The sequence below is a fragment of the Agrobacterium sp. 22-209-1 genome (assembly GCF_053522485.1).
Map to the genome: position 1 here is coordinate 18,517 of NZ_JBNWCH010000016.1, position 18,279 is coordinate 36,795.

General features: G+C 60.3%; 14 protein-coding genes. All 14 read right to left on the reverse strand.

Annotated elements, in window-relative coordinates:
• Positions 1-1,071 (reverse strand): ABC transporter ATP-binding protein, encoded by a 1,071-nt coding sequence (locus ACQZ48_RS22535; protein WP_448729494.1) that lies wholly within the window; start codon positions 1,069-1,071, stop codon positions 1-3.
• Positions 1,072-1,083: 12 nt separating this feature from the next.
• Positions 1,084-2,154, reverse strand: a complete 1,071-nt coding sequence (locus ACQZ48_RS22540) for an ABC transporter ATP-binding protein (protein ID WP_077983249.1) — start codon at positions 2,152-2,154, stop codon at positions 1,084-1,086.
• Positions 2,155-2,190: 36 nt separating this feature from the next.
• A complete protein-coding gene (locus ACQZ48_RS22545; RefSeq protein ID WP_448729495.1) occupies positions 2,191-3,714 on the reverse strand; it encodes a glycerol-3-phosphate dehydrogenase in 1,524 nt (507 codons plus the stop codon).
• Between the two features lie 108 nt (positions 3,715-3,822).
• The gene (locus tag ACQZ48_RS22550; protein WP_142913548.1) at positions 3,823-4,596 is read right to left on the reverse strand and encodes a DeoR/GlpR family DNA-binding transcription regulator; all 774 of its coding nucleotides are present in this window, start codon (positions 4,594-4,596) and stop codon (positions 3,823-3,825) included.
• 153 nt (positions 4,597-4,749) lie between these two features.
• Positions 4,750-6,210, reverse strand: a complete 1,461-nt coding sequence (cysG, locus tag ACQZ48_RS22555; RefSeq protein ID WP_448729496.1) for a siroheme synthase CysG — start codon at positions 6,208-6,210, stop codon at positions 4,750-4,752.
• A complete protein-coding gene (locus tag ACQZ48_RS22560) occupies positions 6,182-8,830 on the reverse strand; it encodes a nitrate reductase (protein ID WP_448729497.1) in 2,649 nt (882 codons plus the stop codon). Before ACQZ48_RS22560 ends, cysG begins: the two co-directional genes overlap by 29 nt.
• Before the next feature lie 226 nt (positions 8,831-9,056).
• Positions 9,057-9,392 carry a nitrite reductase small subunit NirD gene (nirD, locus tag ACQZ48_RS22565; RefSeq protein ID WP_003519747.1) on the reverse strand — a complete coding sequence of 112 codons (336 nt, stop codon included), beginning with the start codon at positions 9,390-9,392 and terminating at the stop codon, positions 9,057-9,059.
• A 5-nt stretch (positions 9,393-9,397) separates the two neighbouring features.
• Positions 9,398-11,845 carry a nitrite reductase large subunit NirB gene (gene nirB, locus ACQZ48_RS22570; protein WP_448729498.1) on the reverse strand — a complete coding sequence of 816 codons (2,448 nt, stop codon included), beginning with the start codon at positions 11,843-11,845 and terminating at the stop codon, positions 9,398-9,400.
• 5 nt (positions 11,846-11,850) lie between these two features.
• Positions 11,851-12,648, reverse strand: a complete 798-nt coding sequence (locus ACQZ48_RS22575; protein ID WP_269823885.1) for an ABC transporter ATP-binding protein — start codon at positions 12,646-12,648, stop codon at positions 11,851-11,853.
• 13 nt (positions 12,649-12,661) lie between these two features.
• The gene (gene ntrB / locus ACQZ48_RS22580; protein ID WP_077983240.1) at positions 12,662-13,555 is read right to left on the reverse strand and encodes a nitrate ABC transporter permease; all 894 of its coding nucleotides are present in this window, start codon (positions 13,553-13,555) and stop codon (positions 12,662-12,664) included.
• Positions 13,556-13,668: 113 nt separating this feature from the next.
• Complete coding sequence (locus tag ACQZ48_RS22585) at positions 13,669-14,961, reverse strand: CmpA/NrtA family ABC transporter substrate-binding protein (protein WP_077983239.1); 1,293 nt, start codon at positions 14,959-14,961, stop codon at positions 13,669-13,671.
• Positions 14,962-15,340: 379 nt separating this feature from the next.
• Positions 15,341-16,636: a CmpA/NrtA family ABC transporter substrate-binding protein gene (locus ACQZ48_RS22590; protein WP_269833620.1), complete on the reverse strand. Its 1,296-nt coding sequence runs from the start codon at positions 16,634-16,636 to the stop codon at positions 15,341-15,343.
• A 35-nt stretch (positions 16,637-16,671) separates the two neighbouring features.
• Positions 16,672-17,259, reverse strand: coding sequence for an ANTAR domain-containing response regulator (locus ACQZ48_RS22595; protein ID WP_077983262.1), 588 nt, complete (start codon positions 17,257-17,259; stop codon positions 16,672-16,674).
• Between the two features lie 101 nt (positions 17,260-17,360).
• Positions 17,361-18,026, reverse strand: coding sequence for a GntR family transcriptional regulator (locus ACQZ48_RS22600; RefSeq protein WP_077983237.1), 666 nt, complete (start codon positions 18,024-18,026; stop codon positions 17,361-17,363).
• Positions 18,027-18,279: the final 253 nt, after the last annotated feature.

Here is an 18,279-nt window from a genome sequence, read left to right on the forward strand (position 1 = left end):
TCAGGCCCCCATCTTTACACGCCAGGAATCGGCGAAGACGCCAATGGCGGCCGGATCGAAGCGAACGCCCGCTTCAGCCGGGATTTCCTCGTCTTCGGCAACGACAATCGCAAGCTTTTGTCCGGCAAACCGGGCGCGCACGATCTTCTGCCGGCCGATATCCTCGACCTTGTCGACAATGATGGGCATGCCGCCCCGTTCCAGCCGGACAAATTCTGGACGGATGCCGATCTCGATGCGTTGCGCTCCGTCAACCTTTGGCGCACCGGCGAGCGGTACGTCGAGGCCGCCGACCATTGCGGTCGCGCCGGCGATACTGGCGGGCAGCACGTTCATGCCGGGCGAGCCGATGAAATAACCGACGAATGTATGGCCCGGCCGCTCGAAGAGCTCAGCCGGCGTGCCGATCTGGACGATCTGCCCGTCATACATGACCACAACCTTGTCGGCGAAGGTCAGCGCTTCGGTCTGGTCGTGGGTCACATAGACCATGGTGAAACCGGATTGCCGGTGCAACCGCTTCAGCTGCGAGCGCAACACCCATTTCATGTGCGGATCGATGACCGTCAACGGCTCATCGAAGAGGATCGCGTTGACATCGGACCGCACCAGCCCGCGCGCCAGCGAAATCTTCTGTTTCTGATCCGCCGTCAGACCACGCGCATGGCGTTTGGCCATGCCGGAAAGATCGGTCATTTCCAGGATTTCCCGCACCCGGCGGTCGACTTCGGCTTCCGGCACATGCCGGTTGCGCAGCGGAAAGGCCAGATTGTCGTAGACCGTCATCGTGTCGTAAACGACCGGGAACTGGAACACCTGCGCAATATTGCGGTCTTCCGTGGCGAAATCCGTCACGTCGGTTCCGTCAAAAGCGATGCGGCCTTCGGAGGGGCGCAGCAGCCCGGAAATGATGTTGAGCAGCGTGGTCTTGCCGCAGCCGGAAGGCCCCAGCAGCGCGTAGGCCCCGCCGTCTTCCCATTCGTGGTGGACTTCCTTCAGCGCATAGTCGCCGGCAGCCTGCGCCTTTGCGTTATAAGCGTGGCGGATGTGATCGAGCGTGATGCGTGCCATGATCGATCTCCCTCAAGCCGCTTTGCCGATGGCGCGGCCATTCGCGTCAAAGGCCATCAGGTGTTTTGTATCGAGAAACAGTTCTATGTCCCTGTCCGGCTCGATGTCGTGAATGCCATGCGCCAGCATGACCCAGCGCCGGCCCGAAAATTCTACATGCACGAAGCTTTCCGATCCGGCGATTTCCGAAATCAGCGTCCGCGCCCGGATCGACTGGCGGGCCTCGCCCTTCGCTTGCGGGAAAAGATGATGCGGCTGGAAAGCGATGGTCAAAGGTCCATCCGGCACGGCGGCAAGATGCGCGGGCACCGCAATTACCGCCTGGTCGGCACGGGTGAATGCGCCGCCCGCCTTGACGACCTCGATGGTATTGAGCGGCGGGTCCGCAAAAATTTCGGCGGTGACGATATCCACCGGGCGCCGGTAAACCTCGATGGTGTGGCTGAACTGCGTTACCCTGCCCTCGTTGAGCGTTGCGGTATTGCCGCCCAAAAGCAGCGCCTCGGAAGGTTCGGTGGTGGCATAAACGAAAATGGCGCCGGATTCGGCGAAGATGCGCGGCAGCTCCTCGCGCAGCTCTTCGCGCAGCTTGTAATCGAGATTGGCCAGCGGCTCATCAAGCAGCACCAGATTGGCGTTTTTGACGATGGCGCGGGCGAGTGCTGTGCGCTGCTGCTGGCCGCCGGAAAGATTGAGCGGCGTACGGTCTAGATAGGGCGTCAGCTTCAAAAGCTCGGCGGCTTTCCTCACTTCCCTGTCGATGGTCGCCTGGTCCTTGCCGGCAACGCGCATGGGCGAGGCGATGTTTTCATAAACGCTGAGCGCCGGATAGTTGATGAACTGCTGATAGACCATGGCGACGTTGCGCTTCTGCACCGGAAAACCCGTTACGTCTTCGCCATTGAAAAAGATCGAGCCGGCGCTCGGCTTGTCCAGCCCGGCCATCAGCCGCATCAGCGTCGTCTTGCCCGAAAGTGTCGGTCCAAGCAGGACGTTCAGGCTTCCGCGCTGCAACGTCAGATCGGTCGGGTGAATATGATATTCACCGCCAACCATCTTCGAGACGTTTCGCAATTCAAGCATGGTGATCCAAAGCCTCCTCCGCTTTTATCCGGATCGTCAGATTGCCCTTAAGCGCCCACCTGCAATGTCTTCGACATAATCCTCCAGCGCACGCACCTCTTCCGGGTTAAAAAAGAGGCCCTGCTTGGTGCGGCGCCACAGAATATCCTCGGCCGTCAGCGCCCATTCCCGCGCCATCAGCCAGCGAACCTCAGCTTCGTAGAGCGTACCGCCGAAATGCCGTCCCAACGCCGTCGTATCCGTAGCGGAGCCGATTATCGCCATCGCATCCGTTCCATAACAACGAACGAGCCGCCCGGCATGACGCTCATCGAGGAAGGGATAGCGCGACCGTAAGGCCTTGACCTCTTCTGCATAGGCTTCGGCACCGAAGTTTCCGCCCGGCAGATGCGAACCCGCCGTCCATGGCGCACCCTTTTCACCCAGCGCATCGCCAATTTTTTCAAGAGCATGTTCGGCAAGCCGCCTATAGGTGGTAAGCTTGCCGCCGAATATATTAAGGAGCGGCGCTTCGCCCTCCGCCCCTTCGGTTTTCAGCACATAATCGCGGGTCGCTTCCTGTGCCTTCGATGCGCCGTCATCGAAAAGCGGCCGCACGCCGGAATAGGTCCAGACGATATCCGCGGGCTTTACCGGTTCAGCGAAATATTCACTCGCGGCATTGCAGAGATAGCTGGTTTCCTCATCGCTGATCTTAACAGCCCGGGGATCGGCGGTATAGTCGCGATCCGTCGTCCCGATCAGGGTGAAATCCTGCTCATAGGGAATGGCGAAGATGATGCGGCCATCCGGATTCTGGAAAAAATACGCACGCGGATCGGAAAATTTCTTGCGCACGATGATGTGGCTGCCCTGCACCAGGCGGACATTATGGACATTGTTTTTGCCGAATGCCGAGGACAACACCTTGTCCACCCAGGGACCCGCGGCATTCACCAGCATGCGCGCCCGGTAGGTCTTGGCCTCTCCGGCCGCATTTTTCGTTTCGACTCGCCAGAAGGCGCCTTCGCGCCGGGCTGAAACCACCTGCGTGCGGTTGAGGATGAGCGCGCCGCGATTGGCAGCGTCGCGGGCATTCAGCACCACAAGGCGGGCATCGTCCACCCAGCCATCCGAATATTCGAAGGCGCGGGCAAAAATCGGTTTCAAAGGTTTACCGGCGGGATCGCGGCGCAGATCGAGCGAGCGGGTCGCAGGCAGAAGCTTGCGGCCGCCGAGATGGTCGTACAGAAATAGCCCGAGACGCACGAGCCAGGCCGGGCGCACCCCGCCCTTCTGGAACGGCAGTACGAAGCGCATGGGCCAGATGATGTGCGGCGCCATAGCCCACAGCACCTCACGTTCCATCAGCGCTTCGCGCACGAGACGAAACTCGTAATGTTCGAGATAACGCAAACCGCCATGTATGAGCTTGGTAGCGGCGGAAGACGTGCCGGAGGCAAAATCGTTCATTTCCGCAAGTGCGACGGAATAACCTCTGCCGACGGCATCACGCGCGATGCCGCAGCCATTGATACCGCCGCCGATCACGAAAATATCGTGAATTGCCTCGTCAGACATGAATCCTCCCGCGCTTTCATCGACGCTCTCCCCATCGACATATTGAAAGCACGAACATCTAATTCGAAGACAAAACGAATGTCAAACGAAATTGATAGATCGTCCCGATCAGGACTCGCGCATCTCGGTTTCGATCAACCGGACGTCATGATCGGCACAGATGGACCGGATCGAATCCACCGGACAATGATCGGTGATGAAAGTATGCACCTGGGAAAGATGGCCGATACGAACCGGAGCCGTGCGCTCGAATTTGAGCGAATCCGACACGAGAATGACATGGCGCGCATTGGAGATGATTGCCTGCGCGACCTTCACCTCACGAAAGTCGAAATCCAGCAAGGCGCCGTCCTCATCTATGGCCGAAACGCCGATGACGGCGAAATCCACCTTGAACTGGCGAATGAAATCCACCGCCGCCTCGCCGACGATACCGCCATCGGAACCGCGCACGACACCGCCGGCAATCACCACCTCGATACCGGGGAAGACCCTCAACCTGTTGGCAACATTGATGTTGTTGGTAATGACCATCAACTCGTGATGATCCGCCAGCGCTTCGCCCACGGCTTCGGTCGTCGTGCCGATATTGATGAAAAGTGACGAGTTGTTGGGGATGAGGGCGGCAGCGGCGGCACCGATCGCCTGCTTTTCGGAAGAGGCTATCGCCCGACGCGCCTCGTATTTGACGTTTTCGTTGCCGCTTGGAAAAAGCGCGCCGCCATGGATGCGGGTCAGAACCCGCGTATCGCATAGATCGTTCAAGTCCTTGCGGATCGTCTGGGGTGTCACCGAAAACCGCGCCGCCAGCTCATCGACCAGCACCCGCCCATTGGCCTTCGCCAGCGCAACGATTTCCTCCTGACGCGGTGTGAGCAGCATTTCACCCTCCCTCCTCTTTCAATTTTTTCGTTTTATTGAAGAGCGAACGAAAAACCAATGTCAAGGGACGGTTTTGCAGTAGCGATGGTGGCGGTATCAAAACAGCGAAATGCGGTTCCGCAGGCAGGGCTTGAAGCCACTTGACGATATTATTTAGCCGACTTTCTCAATCAACAGGTTGGAGCGGGACATCGCCGAGGAGGCGACAGCAAATACATCGCCGATACCGATCAGCACAGGTTCGTTCACGCCCAGTCTCTTGACGGCGGCACCGAGTTCCATCAGGGGGCCGCACCAGCGCTGCTCATTCGCCCGGCTGACGGAAATCATGACCGCAACGGGCGTTGAAGCGGGCATGCCGTGAGCGAGCAGGCAGGCCTCTATGCTGGCTGCGGTTCGCCCGCCCATGTAAAAAATCGCGGTCACGGAAGGGTTTGACAGGGATTGCCAGTCGATATTCTCCGGTAGCTTTCCCTGCCGGGAATGGCCGGTGATGAAGCGTACCGACTGGGCATGGTCGCGATGGGTCAGGGAAACACCCAGACGCGAGGCCATGGCACTTGCGGCAGTGATGCCGGGCACAATCTCGACCGGGATATTTTCGGCTTCCAGCGCGGCGATCTCCTCACCGGCGCGCCCGAAAATCATCGGATCGCCGGATTTCAACCGCACCACCCGTTTGCCGGCCTTGGCGAGGCGGATCATCATGTCATTGATGTCTTCCTGCCGGCAACTTTCCCGACCGCCGCGCTTGCCGACCAGCATGCGCTTCGCCTCCCGTCGCGCCAGTTCAAGCACCTCGGCTGAAACGAGATCGTCGAACAGGATGACATCGGCCGCCTGCAAAGCGCGCACCGCTTTCAGCGTCAGCAGTTCGGCATCGCCCGGTCCGGCGCCCACAAGCGTCACAAGGCCGCGCCCCAATCCTGCCCGCGCAGCCTGCATTCCGATATCCGCAAGCAGCCGTTCCTCGCTGCCCTCATCCAGCCTTTCAGTGAAGGCCCGATCGACGAATTTTTCCCAGAAATAACGCCGCGACGCGCCGGGAGCGAGCCGCAGATTGACGCGCTCGCGGATTGTCTGGGCGAGCGCGCCCCAGTCCTTCAGCGAAAGCGGCAGCAATGTCTCGACGCGCCGGCGGATGGCCTGTGCCAGAATGGGGGCTGCACCATCGGTTGAAATCGACACCACCACCGGTGAGCGATTAACGATGGAGCCGAACTGGAACTGGCAGAATTCCGGCTTGTCGATGACATTGACGGGCACGCCGGCCGCGCGCGCGGCATGGTAAAATCTTTTGGCTTCCGCATCGGTTTCGCAATCGGCCAGCGCCAGTTCCGCGCCTTCGAAGATATCCGGACCCCACGGACGGTCATCCCACATCAGCATCTGGCTTTTCGCGACAAGCGCTGCAAAGCTTTCCGAAAGCTCGCTTGCCTCGCAATAAAGATGCAATTCCGCCCCGCAGGCAAGCAGCAGTTCTGCCTTCCAGGCGGCCGCGTCCGATCCGCCCGCCAGAACCACACGCTTGCCCTCAAGCCCCCAGAAGACCGGCAACTTGGCTAATCTTTCCATGCGGGCCGGTTCATTCCGCTGCGGTTTTAAGGCATCCATCGATGATCCCCCTGATTTCGGCGCGGCAGGAGCCGCAATTGGTTCCGGCATTCAGCGCTTTGCCGATGGCTTCGACACTGTGGCAACCCTCACGGATGGCGGCGGTAATCTGGTTCACCCCGACGTTAAAGCAGGAGCAGACAGTGGCGCCCGGATCGGCGCGGCCGGCGCCGGGGCGACCAGCGACCAGCGCAAAACGCATGCGCAAATCTTCATGGCGTTCGGTCAACTGCGAGATCGCCCAATTGCGGGCAACGGCCACCGGCTGCCTCGCGATGAACAGCGCCGCCAGCAGGATATCGCCGTCGAAGAAGGCAAGGCGCAGGTCGCCCGTGTGCCGGTCGCTGTAACCCAAGGGCTCGATTCTGGCCTCAATGCCGAAGACCTGCCGCGCCCAGAATGTCCAGTCCTGCGGCTCCTCCGCAAAAGCGAGTTCCATGCGATAGCCGCCATCCGCTTTGGCCATGGCCCAGTAGGCACAATTTTGCGCATCCGGCCGGATGCGGGAGATGGCGAAACCATAGGCTTTTGCTTCGAAGCGCCTTGCCCTTACGCCCATGTTTTTCGAGGCGGGCTGACCGGAATGCGGGTCCGTCACCGGGGCAACCACGACATCGATGCGCGCCTGCGAGGCGAACTGGTCGTTCCAGTGCATCGGCGCGAAGACCGAGCCGCGCGCCTGTCTTTCGCTCACCAGCACCCGCAGCAGCACCTTGCCATGCGGGCTTTCCAGCTCCACCAGATCAGCACTTTCTATTCCCAGCGCCTGCGCATCGCGCGGGTGAAACTCGGCGAAAGGCTCGGCGATATGGGCGGTGAGGCGGCCGCTTTTGCCGGTGCGGGTCATCGTGTGCCATTGGTCGCGAACGCGCCCGGTATTCAGCGTCAGCGGATAGTCCGCCGATGTCCTGTCTGTCTGCGGCAAGGCGGTGGGGATGAGCCTTGCCTTGCCATCTTCATGATAAAACCGGCCGTTCGCGAAAAAGCGCGTCACCTCGGCCTTGCCGGCCTCGGCTTTCGGCCATTGGAAGGGAGTCATCCCGTCGTAGCCATCCCGGTCGATCCCGCCGATATCGAAATCACGGCTACCGGCATTTTCGAAAGCGGAAAGAGCCGCGTGTTCGGCAAAAATTTCCGATGGCTGACGAAAAGCGAAGGCCGCGCCGAAGCCCATGCGCCGGCCCACTTCCGCCATCTGCCACCAGTCGGCCCTGGCTTGGCCAGGCACAGGCAGAAAGCCGCGCTGGCGAGAAATGCGGCGCTCGGAGTTGGTGACGGTGCCGTCCTTTTCCCCCCAGCCAAGCGATGGCAGAAGCACATGCGCATGGCGAGCCGTGTCGGTACTCGCCATGACATCGGAGACGACGACAAAAGGACAGGCCTTTATCGCCGTCTCGACGGCACCGGCATCCGGCATGGAGACGACCGGGTTCGTGGCCATGATCCACAGCGCCTTGATGCGACCGTCCGCCACCGCCCGGAACATGTCCACCGCCTTCAGGCCGGGCTTTTGCGCGATGACGGGCGATCCCCAGAAGCGCTGGACACGGCCGCGATCCTCGGCGCTTTCGATAGCCATATGGGTGGCCAGCATATTGGCAAGCCCGCCCACCTCTCGCCCGCCCATGGCGTTCGGCTGGCCGGTCAGCGAAAATGGCCCCATGCCCGGCCGGCCGATGCGGCCGGTGGCGAGATGGCAATTGATGATGGCGTTGACCTTGTCGGTGCCGCTTTCAGACTGGTTGACGCCCTGGCTGTAGCAGGTGACGGTTTTTTCCGTGCGTTCGAACACTTCGTAAAAGGATATCAGTTCGGCGATGGTCAGGCCGGTGGCCGCCGCGATTTCCGTCAGGCTATGCGCGCGTGCGGTCTGCATGGCGGCATCGAAGCCGACCGTATGGTTTTGCACGTAAGCGCGATCGATGGCCAAACTGTCGGAAAGGTGCGCCAGCAGGCCGGTAAACAGCGCCACATCCCCATCGGGGCGGATGGCAAGGTGCATATCGGCAATGTCGGCGCTCATCGTCCGGCGCGGATCGATGACGACGACCTTCATCCCCGGCCGCGCCGCCTTCGCCGCCGCCAGCCTTTGATAAAGAACGGGATGGCACCAGGCGAGGTTGGAACCGGTGAGGATCACCAGATCGGCAAGCTCCATATCCTCGTAGGTGCCCGGCACCGTATCGGCGCCGAAGGCGCGGCGGTGGCCGGCGACGGAGGACGACATGCAGAGCCTTGAATTGGTGTCGATATTGGCCGAGCCGATGAAACCTTTCATCAGCTTGTTCGCCAGGTAATAATCCTCGGTCAGCAACTGGCCGGAAACGTAAAAGGCGACCGAATCCGGGCCGTGTTCGGCAATGGCGTCGAAAAAACGGGACGCGACGAGATCGAGCGCCTCGCCCCATGCCGCCCGCCGGCCGGCGATTTCAGGGTAAAGCAGGCGGCCGTCGAGATCGATGGTTTCGGCCAGAGCAGAACCTTTAGAGCACAGGCGACCGAAATTGGCGGGGTGGTCCGGATCGCCTTTGACGGAAACGACGCCGTCATCGGCAACGGTGGCGATGACGCCACAGCCGACGCCGCAATAGGGACAGGTGGTTTTGGTTTCAACGGGCATGGTTTTGCCCTCTTATTTGCCCTCTCGGCGCGTGGCGTTTACCCCCCTCTGTCCTGCCGGACATCTCCCCCTCAAGGGGGGAGATCAATTGTGGCGCGAACGCCGATTCACAGCTTGCGATACGGCCTGCGGCTATGAAGATGGGAGCCATCCGCTTGTCGATCTCCCCCCTTGAGGGGGAGATGTCCGGCAGGACAGAGGGGGGTATCTTCGCCGCCATCGCCATTCACTCCGCCGCAATCATCAGAGTTTCAAGCGCGATGGACAGCCGCCCATCCAGATTACGCACCGGAATCGTCCGTACCTCCCCTTCATCCGCCCCCAACGCCTTGCCGGTTTCCAGCGAAATCACCCAATTGTGCAGCGGACACGTCACCGAAGCCCCGTGCACGATGCCCTGGGAGAGCGGCCCGCCCTTGTGCGGGCAATGATCCTCGATGGCGAAGACCTGATTTTCCGCCGTGCGGAACACCGCAATCTTGCCCATCGGTGTCTTCACGCACCGCGCGCCGCGCAGCGGGATGTCGGAGATATCGCCAATATCGATCCAGTTGCTGTCCATCGTTCTCACTCCGCCGCCTCGCTGAAACCGATCGCCGCCATGGGCCTGAACTCATGCTTGTCGCGGCCGGAGACACGCTCCGACCAGGGATCGATCTGCGCGAATTTTTGACTGAAGACGAAGCGCTCGAAATAGGCCCGGCGCTTGTCAGCATCCTCCATGATTTGGCGGCGCACCTCGTCGTAACCGATGCGCTTGGCCCATTTGTAGATACGCTCGAGATAGCGCGCCTGTTCGCGATACATCTGCGTCAGCGCGACGATATGTTCCAGCGCCTCGTCCTCGGTATGGACGAGACCCAGAACTTCCGTGCCCTTGATATCGAGACCCGCAGCACCGGCGAAGTGGATTTCAAAACCGGAATCGACGCAGATGACGCCGATATCCTTGCAGGTGGCCTCCGCGCAGTTGCGCGGACAGCCGGAAACGGCAAGCTTCAGCTTGGCGGGCGTCCACGAGCCCCACATGAATTTTTCGATGCGGATGCCGAGCCCGGTCGAATCCTGCGTGCCGAAACGGCACCATTGCTGACCGACACAGGTTTTTACCGTGCGCAAGCCCTTGGCGTAGGCCTGACCGGAAATGAAGCCGGCCTTGCCGAGATCAGCCCAGACGGCGGGCAGATCCTCCTTCTCGATGCCGAGCAGGTCGATACGCTGGCCGCCCGTTACCTTCACCATAGGGATATCGAACTTGTCGACCACATCGGCAATCGCCCTAAGCTCGGAGGAGGAGGTGACGCCGCCCCACATGCGCGGCACGACGGAATAGGTGCCGTCCTTCTGGATATTGGCGTGAACGCGCTCATTGATGTAGCGCGACTGGTAATCATCGGCATATTCGTCCGGGAAGTCGCAGACGAGGTAATAATTAAGCGCCGGCCGGCACTTGGCGCAGCCGCAGGAGGTCTTCCATTCCAGTTCCTGCATCACGGCGGGAATGGTCTTCAGACCCTTGGCCTTAATGAGCCGGCGCACATCGTCATGGCCGAGATCCGTGCATTTGCACATGGGCTGCACGGCGGCGGGGTTGTAGCTGTCGCCGAGCGTCAGCGTCATCAGTTGCTCGACAAGGCCGGTGCAATTGCCGCAGGAGGCGGACGCCTTGGTGTGGGCGCGCACATCGTCGAGCGATGTCAGCCCCTTGGAGGTGATGGCCGTGGTGATCTTGCCCTTGCACACGCCGTTGCAGCCGCAGATTTCCGCATCATCCGGCAAGGCTGCAACGGCCGCCATAGGGTCCAGCGGCGACCCTCCCTGATAGGCCTGGCCGAAGATCAGGGTTTCGCGCATGGCGGAAATGTCGGTGGATTTCTTCATCAGGTCGAAGAACCATGATCCGTCCGCCGTCTCGCCGTAAAGAACCGCGCCGATGATGCGGTTGTCCTTGAGGATCAGGCGCTTGTAGACACCGGCCGTGGCATCGCGCAGCACGATTTCCTCGCGGCCGTCGCCCTCCGCAAAATCACCGGCGGAAAACAGGTTGATGCCGGTGACCTTCAGCTTCGTATTGGTGACGGAGCCGTGATATTCGGCCGAACCGCCGCGAAGCCGGTCGGCCAGCACCCGCGCCGATTCGTAAAGCGGCGCAACGAGGCCATAGCAGATGCCGCGATGCTCGGCGCATTCGCCGAGAGCATAGATCGAGGCGTCCGACGTCATCATGCCGTCGTCGACGACGATGCCGCGATTGACGGCGAGGCCAGCTTCTTTGGCGAGACCGGAAGCCGGGCGGATGCCGACCGCCATCACCACCATGTCGCCCTTGATGACCCGGCCGTCTTCCAGCTCGATGCCCTCGACCTTCTCCTCACCCAGAATGCATTTGGTGTTGGCCTTGGTGATGATGTCGATGCCGCGCTCATTGAGCGCCTTTTCCAGAAGATAGGCCGCTGCCGGATCGAGCTGGCGCTCCATGATCGTCGGCATCAGGTGGATGACGGTGACATCCATGCCCTGACGCTTGAGGCCATAGGCCGCTTCCAGCCCGAGAAGACCGGCGCCGATGACGATGGCGCGGCCTTTCCCCTCGGCGATTTCCAGCATCTTCGTCACATCGTCGAGATCGCGGTAGGCGAGCACGCCCGGCAATTGATGTCCGGGGACGGGAATGATGAAGGGCGACGAACCGGTGGCGATCACCAGCTTGTCGTAGGAAACCGTGATGCCGTTTTCGCTGGTCACGGTCTTTCTGTCGCGGTCGATGCCGGTGACCTTCGCGCCCTTGTGCAGCGTGACATTATTGGCGGCGTACCATTCGTCACTATGAATGACGATGTCTTCATAGCTCTTTTCGCCTGAGAGCACCGGCGAGAGCATGATGCGGTCGTAATTGACGCGCGGCTCGGCGTTGAAAATAGTGACGTCGTAAAGGCCGGGGGCGGTGTCGAACAGGTTCTCCAGCATGCGCCCCGGCGCCATGCCATTGCCGATGATGACGAGTTTTTGCGTCATGGTCGTTACTCCGCAGCTTCGATGAAGCGGTGACGTTCGTAAAGGAATTTCAGAACGGCCTCGCGGCATTTGAGATAGGTCTTGTCGGAGGCGAGCTCGATGCGGTTGCGCGGGCGTGCCAGCGGCACGTCCAGCACTTCGCCGATATGGGCGGCGGGACCGTTGGTCATCATCACGATACGGTCGGAGAGCAGCACCGCCTCGTCGACATCATGGGTGATCATGACCATGGTGTTGCCGAGCCGCGCGTGGATTTCCATCACCGCGTCTTGAAGATGGGCGCGGGTCAGCGCGTCGAGCGCTCCGAAAGGCTCGTCCAGCAGCAGGATTTTTGGCTCCATGGCGAGCGCCCGTGCGATGCCGACGCGCTGCTTCATGCCGCCGGAAATTTCAGACGGTTTCTTGTCTTTTGCGTGGGCCATCTGCACGAGATCGAGATTGCGCATGACCCAGTCGTGCCGCTCGGCCCGTGTCTTGGTGTTGCGGAATACTTTCTCCACGGCGAGATTGACGTTTTCATAGACTGAAAGCCAGGGCAGCAGGCTGTGGTTCTGGAACACGACAGCGCGTTCCGGACCGGGCTCGTTGACCTCCCGGTTTTCGAGAAGCACCGCACCGGCGGAGACTTTCGTCAGCCCGGCGATGAGGTTCAGCATGGTGGACTTGCCACAGCCGGAATGGCCGATGACCGAGACGAATTCGCCTTTGCCGATGGTGAGGTTGATGCCTTTCAACACCTCGGCGCGTGCGCCGCCCTTGTCGAAATATTTGTCGATGTGATCGAGCTTCAGATAAACATTCATAATTTTGGCCCTCTCAATTAGCCGCAGCGCCGCGGGTGATGACCTTGCCGAGAGCAGCCACCAGCTTGTCGAGCATGAAGCCGACAACGCCGATGTAAGCGAGCGCCACGATGATGTCGGGCAGGCGCGAGGAGTTCCACGCATCCCAGATGAAGAAACCGATGCCGACGCCGCCGGTCAGCATTTCCGCCGCAACGATGGCGAGCCACGAAAGGCCGATGCCGATACGCAGGCCGGTGAAGATATAGGGCGCCGCCGAAGGCAGCATGATCTTGAAGAAAAATTCCAGCTGGTTGAGCCGCAGCACCTGCGCCACGTTGCGGTAGTCCTGCGGAATATTGCGCACGCCGACCGCCGTGTTGATGATGACCGGCCAGATGGAGGTGATGAAGATCACGAAAATGGCCGATGGGTTGCTGTCCTGAAAAGCGGCCAGCGACAGCGGCAGCCAGGCAAGCGGCGGCACGGTGCGCAGCACCTGAAAGATCGGGTCGAGACCACGCATGGCCCAGACCGACTGGCCGATGACGGCACCGAGAATGATGCCGGCGATCGCCGCAAGGCCGAAACCGTAAGCCACGCGCTCCAGCGATACCAGCACACGCCAGCCAAGGCCGATATCCTGCGATCCGTTCTCGAAGAACGGCGATACGATGAGATCGTAGCTTTCCTCGAAGACCTGGCTTGGCGGCGGCAGCGATGCGCCCGGCGCGGAACAGAGAAGCTGCCAGACACCGAGCAGAATGGCGAGTACGAGGAATGGCGGTATGGTGTTGCGGGCCGCCGCCGCACTCCATTTGCGCAGATCGATGCGCGGTGACTGTTTCGGCGCAAGCGACACGATATTTGCCTTCTGCGCTACCGGCTGATGCGGCTCTTCGTTGAATTTACGGGCCAATGCGGACATGGGCGTTCCCTCTTGATTTCGGTTGCGGTCTGGGCTCGCCCCTCATCCGGTCTTCAGCGGCGCCGGTTGGGTGGCACTGCTGGCGGATGAGGAGCGGCACCCGGCTCTCCTCCTCAGGAGGCCGCCTTGATGGACAGGCTTTCGAGATAGGCCGACGGGTTTTCAGGATCGAAGACCTTGCCGTCGAAGAAGGTTTCCTTGCCGCGCGAGGTGGAGGCGGGAAGATCGGCAACGCCGAGATCCTTGGCCGCCTCGCGCCAGATATCCTCGCGGTTGACCTTCGCGACCAGCGCCTTCACATCCGTATCGGGCGCGAATTTGCCCCAGCGGATGTTCTCCGCGATGAACCAGCTGTCATGGCTGCGGAAGGGATAGGAGGTGTGGTCCTGCCAGAACTTCATCTGCAGGCCGGTATTTTCGAGCACGCGGCCGTTGCCGTAATTGATATTGCCCTTGAGGCGACCGAGAACGTCCTTCGGTGGCACGTTAAACCATTGGCGTTTGCCGAGGATGGCGGACATTTCCTCCTTGTTCGCCATTTCATCGCACCATTGCTGCGCCTCCATGACGGCCATCAGCAGCGCCTTGGTGGCGTTAGGGTTCTTTTCCACCCAGTCGGCGCGCATGCCGAGCGCCTTTTCCGGATGGCCCTTCCAGAGTTCGCCGGTGGTACAGGCGGTGAAACCGATGCCCTGATTGACGAGCTGCTCGTTCCAGGGTTCGCCCACACAGAAGACGTCCATATTGCCGACCTTCATATTGGCGACCATCTGCGGCGGCGGAACGACAATGGTGGAGACGTCCTTGTCCGGGTCGATGCCGCCGGCGGCAAGCCAATAGCGAAGCCACAGATCATGCGTACCGCCGGGGAAGGTCATGGCGGCCTTGATTTCCTTGCCCTCGGCCTTCTTTTTCTCAAAAGCCGCCTTTAACTTGGAAGCATCCAGTTGAACGCCGGTTTCGGCATATTCCCTGGCGGCGGAAATGCCCTGGCTGTCGAGGTTGAGGCGGGCGAGGATGGCCATCGGCACCGGCACATTATTCTGGGTCACCCTGCCGGTATGCATGAGATAGGGCATGGGTGTCAGGATATGCGCGCCGTCAATGCCGTTCGATGCGCCGCCGAGCACGAGATTGTCGCGCGTCGCACCCCAGGAGGCCTGTTTCAGAACCTCGACATCCGGCATGCCGTGTTTGGCGAAGAGGCCCTTTTCTGCCGCAACGATGAGCGGGGCGGCATCGGTCAGCGCGATGAACCCTATTTTCGCGCCTTTCACCTCGGGCTCAGCGGTGGCTGCGAAAGCACCGGAAGGAAAGGCCGCGCGCACGGCGCTGACGAGGGCGACGGCGGCTGTCGTCTTCAATATCGTGCGGCGGCTGACAGCGCCGGAGACTATCTCTTTCATTCGCATGTTCCCCTTATTAGGCCACCTTTGCGGGTGACGTTTTCGCTTGCGAAAAAACCTGAAAATAAAAAAACGCCGCTCGGTGTTTGCGCCTGCGGAACGGGAGGTGTTCCGGGCAGCAAAACCTTGCGACGTCTATGTCTTTGAAAGCGCCTATGCCGCGCCCTGCTCGCCCCGATCGCCGTTGACCGGTGCAAACAAAGAGACGCAAGAGGCGTGCCAGTTTTCTATATGGAAGCTATATTATTGTAAATAAAACAGAATTTCTGAATTCTCGTCAAACGATCAAATTTTAACCAGCCGCAATTTTGTCTATCGTTTGCGCAACTGGAGAAATTCCGCGCTTGAAATTTGCGCAGCTAGCCCGGCTGAACTGCTCTCAGGCTTCGCCTTGGGAGGTGGAAACAGGGGCAGAACTGCGCACGGCAAAACCATTCACATACCCTGTAATGTCAGCGGGATCAAAGACGAAGCCGTCCACAAAACGGTCGCCAGCCTCCTGCCCTTCGATGCGGATATCGGCATCATCAGGCGCATTGGCATCGCCCAGCGCCGCCCTATAAATATCCGGCCGATAGGCAGACAGGGCGGCCTCCATACCTGCCTGTGAAAACTCGGCCTGCCCCCAGCGGATCATCTGGCTGTAAATCCACAATGCCTGGCTCTGGCGCGGATAATTGGCGTGACGGCCGTGGAAGATGAAATAATTGTCGATCACCCGGCGGTTGCCCTGGCTGTCGATGCTGAACTCACCGGCAAGCACACGGCGGATGATGCCTTCCGGTGCGCCGATATAGCGGGGATCAGCAAGCACCCGGCTCAGATCATCGTGATTTCCCGCAACATCACACCAGCGCGCGGCGGCATCGAGCGCCGACAGCAACCGCCCGACCGTTTCCTGCTGGTTTTCCGCCCATTCGGGTCGCATGCCAATGACCTTTTCCGGTGCGGAAGGCCACAGATCCTGCTTGGCGGCAACGATCCGGCCGACACCACGCTCGGCGGCGACGATGTTCCATGGCGCACCGACGCAGAAACCGTCAATGGCTCCGGCAGCGAGCGCATCCGAGGTCAATGGCGGCGGAACCACCACAAGCTTCACATCATGATCGGGATGAATACCGCCAGCGGCCAGCCAATAGCGAAATTCGTAATTATGCGATGAAAACGGATAGGTCATGCCGAGCGTCGGCGGCGGCTCGCCGCGGGCGCGCATATCATCGAGCACCCGCTTCAATGCCTCGGCGTTTTCCAGCGCTCCCGCCGTTTCGGAAAGCCCGGTCAAAGCCTTCATCCGCTCAAAAAGCCGGGTCGAGAGCGTGATCGCATTGCCGCCCCGCCCGAGTGAAAAGGGCGTGATCGTCGGCGACGGGTTGGAGCCGAGCCCGAGCATGGAGGCGACCGGCATCGGCGACAGCATGTGGGCGATATCGAATTGCCGAAACGCCAGCCGGTCGCGCACATTCGCCCAGGAAACATCCTTGACGAGATCGAGCGAAAGGCCTTCGCGTTCGGCGAAACCGAATTCGGCCGCAGCAATCAGGACGGATGCGTCGACAAGCGGAATAAAGCCGGCACGCAGGATTTTCTGCCGGTCGCTGCCGACGACTGCGGGTGCGCCCTGGGCTTGCGTTATTCCACTGTGTGATCCGGCCGTTTTTTCCGGTGCCGCCATATCATGCACTCCTTGACTGTCCGACCGGCGGTTCGTCACATCAACAGACCGGCCGCGGTGACCACGCTTTGCGCGATCTCGGAAATCTTCTTTTTCTCGTTCATTGCCGTCTGGCGCAAAAGCGCAAACGCCTCCTCTTCGGAAAGACCACGCATCTTCATCAGGATGCCCTTGGCGCGCTCGATGACCTTGCGTTCCTCAAGCGCCGACTTGGCGTCGGCAAGTTCCCGTTGCAGACGGCTGAAAGCATTAAAGCGGCTGACTGCCATATCGAGAATGGGCTTGACCCGCTCCTTCTTCAGCCCGTCCACCACATAGGCGGAAACGCCCGCCTCGACGGCCGCCTCGATGGACGCCGTGTCGGAACGATCGACAAACATGGCGATCGGCCGGCCAACCGTGCGGGTGAGCTGGAACAGATGCTCCATCATGTCACGATTGGGATTTTCCAGATCGATGAAAATGACGTCGGGCTGCAGCGTCTCGATGGTGCGCGCCACCCCATTCACCTCATGGATGACCGTGACGCGATAATAGCCCGCCTCGCGTAGCCCCTCCTCGATGATGGAGGCGCGGATCGCGTTTTCGTCGATAACGAGAATGGTCAGGTCGCGAAGCGTCATGTCGTCATTGATGACGCAGCGCAGCAAACTTGGCAATCGGCTGCGGATGCAAAAAATGGCGGGAGCGGCAAGGGTCGTTTCCTCCCCTGCCGCCCGTCATGTCAGGAAGCATGTTCGACGGCGCGTTCAAGCGCCTTCAGAACCGTACGCTCGGACAGATTGAGATAGATTTCCATCTCCTCACCGGCTTGTTGCGCCTTGCCTTCTTCCATCAGCGACAGGATCTTGCTGTTCATGTCCACAAAGGGGGAATGAAGCTGTTCGGGATCTTTCAGCAAACCGAAGCAAAGCCTGAGCTCAGCGGCGATACGCTCGTAAAAATCGCTGAGACGGGCACTGTCGAGAAGATCGACGACCGCAGCGTGGAATTTCATGTTGGCGCTTCCCACACCCAGCCAGTCGGCATCTTCACGCTTGACCTTGGCGTCCTCGACCGCTGCCCGCATTGTCTTGATCGCGGGGTGCTTGTGCCAGGCCTGACGCAACGCGCCACATTCCACCATGCGCCGCACCCGGTAGATATCGATCACCGAAGACATGGTGGGCACGGCAACGAAGACACCGCGATTGGCTTCATGGCGCAATAGCCCGTCCTTGGTCAAAAGCCGGAAGGCTTCACGCAACGAATTGCGGGAGACGTCGAAACGTTCGCTGAAGGCTGCCTCGGAAAGGCGCTGCCCCGGCGCCAGCTCACCAGATATCAGCAGGGTGCGAATACCCTTTGCCAATCGATCCGCAAGCGGCAGACCCTCTATCGTTTCCGTCATAGCGCTCCTTTCTGAAGAGCAATGCAGCATCGGGAATTCCGTGACAGGCATGTTCAGACACGGCTATGTTCTGCCCATAGCACAAAGCATTAGCAAAGCACGAAAAAAACGTGGCGAATTCATGCGCATAACGTCTAACAAATAGACAAAATAAGAGAACGATTATTATTTATTGTTGAACAATATTGACAATTTCACGGAACACGACAAACTCTTGCCATAAAGCATCCGCGAGGGGCGGATAGCGATAGGA

Excerpts from the sequence above, each read along its gene's own strand:
- ACQZ48_RS22535 (WP_448729494.1), bottom strand. The coding sequence starts at position 1,071 with ATGGCACGCATCACGCTCGATCACATCCGCCACGCTTATAACGCAAAG.
- ACQZ48_RS22540 (WP_077983249.1), bottom strand. The coding sequence starts at position 2,154 with ATGCTTGAATTGCGAAACGTCTCGAAGATGGTTGGCGGTGAATATCAT.
- ACQZ48_RS22545 (WP_448729495.1), bottom strand. The coding sequence starts at position 3,714 with ATGTCTGACGAGGCAATTCACGATATTTTCGTGATCGGCGGCGGTATC.
- ACQZ48_RS22550 (WP_142913548.1), bottom strand. The coding sequence starts at position 4,596 with ATGCTGCTCACACCGCGTCAGGAGGAAATCGTTGCGCTGGCGAAGGCC.
- cysG (WP_448729496.1), bottom strand. The coding sequence starts at position 6,210 with ATGGATGCCTTAAAACCGCAGCGGAATGAACCGGCCCGCATGGAAAGA.
- ACQZ48_RS22560 (WP_448729497.1), bottom strand. The coding sequence starts at position 8,830 with ATGCCCGTTGAAACCAAAACCACCTGTCCCTATTGCGGCGTCGGCTGT.
- nirD (WP_003519747.1), bottom strand. The coding sequence starts at position 9,392 with ATGGACAGCAACTGGATCGATATTGGCGATATCTCCGACATCCCGCTG.
- nirB (WP_448729498.1), bottom strand. The coding sequence starts at position 11,845 with ATGACGCAAAAACTCGTCATCATCGGCAATGGCATGGCGCCGGGGCGC.
- ACQZ48_RS22575 (WP_269823885.1), bottom strand. The coding sequence starts at position 12,648 with ATGAATGTTTATCTGAAGCTCGATCACATCGACAAATATTTCGACAAG.
- ntrB (WP_077983240.1), bottom strand. The coding sequence starts at position 13,555 with ATGTCCGCATTGGCCCGTAAATTCAACGAAGAGCCGCATCAGCCGGTA.
- ACQZ48_RS22585 (WP_077983239.1), bottom strand. The coding sequence starts at position 14,961 with ATGAAAGAGATAGTCTCCGGCGCTGTCAGCCGCCGCACGATATTGAAG.
- ACQZ48_RS22590 (WP_269833620.1), bottom strand. The coding sequence starts at position 16,636 with ATGGCGGCACCGGAAAAAACGGCCGGATCACACAGTGGAATAACGCAA.
- ACQZ48_RS22595 (WP_077983262.1), bottom strand. The coding sequence starts at position 17,259 with ATGACGCTTCGCGACCTGACCATTCTCGTTATCGACGAAAACGCGATC.
- ACQZ48_RS22600 (WP_077983237.1), bottom strand. The coding sequence starts at position 18,026 with ATGACGGAAACGATAGAGGGTCTGCCGCTTGCGGATCGATTGGCAAAG.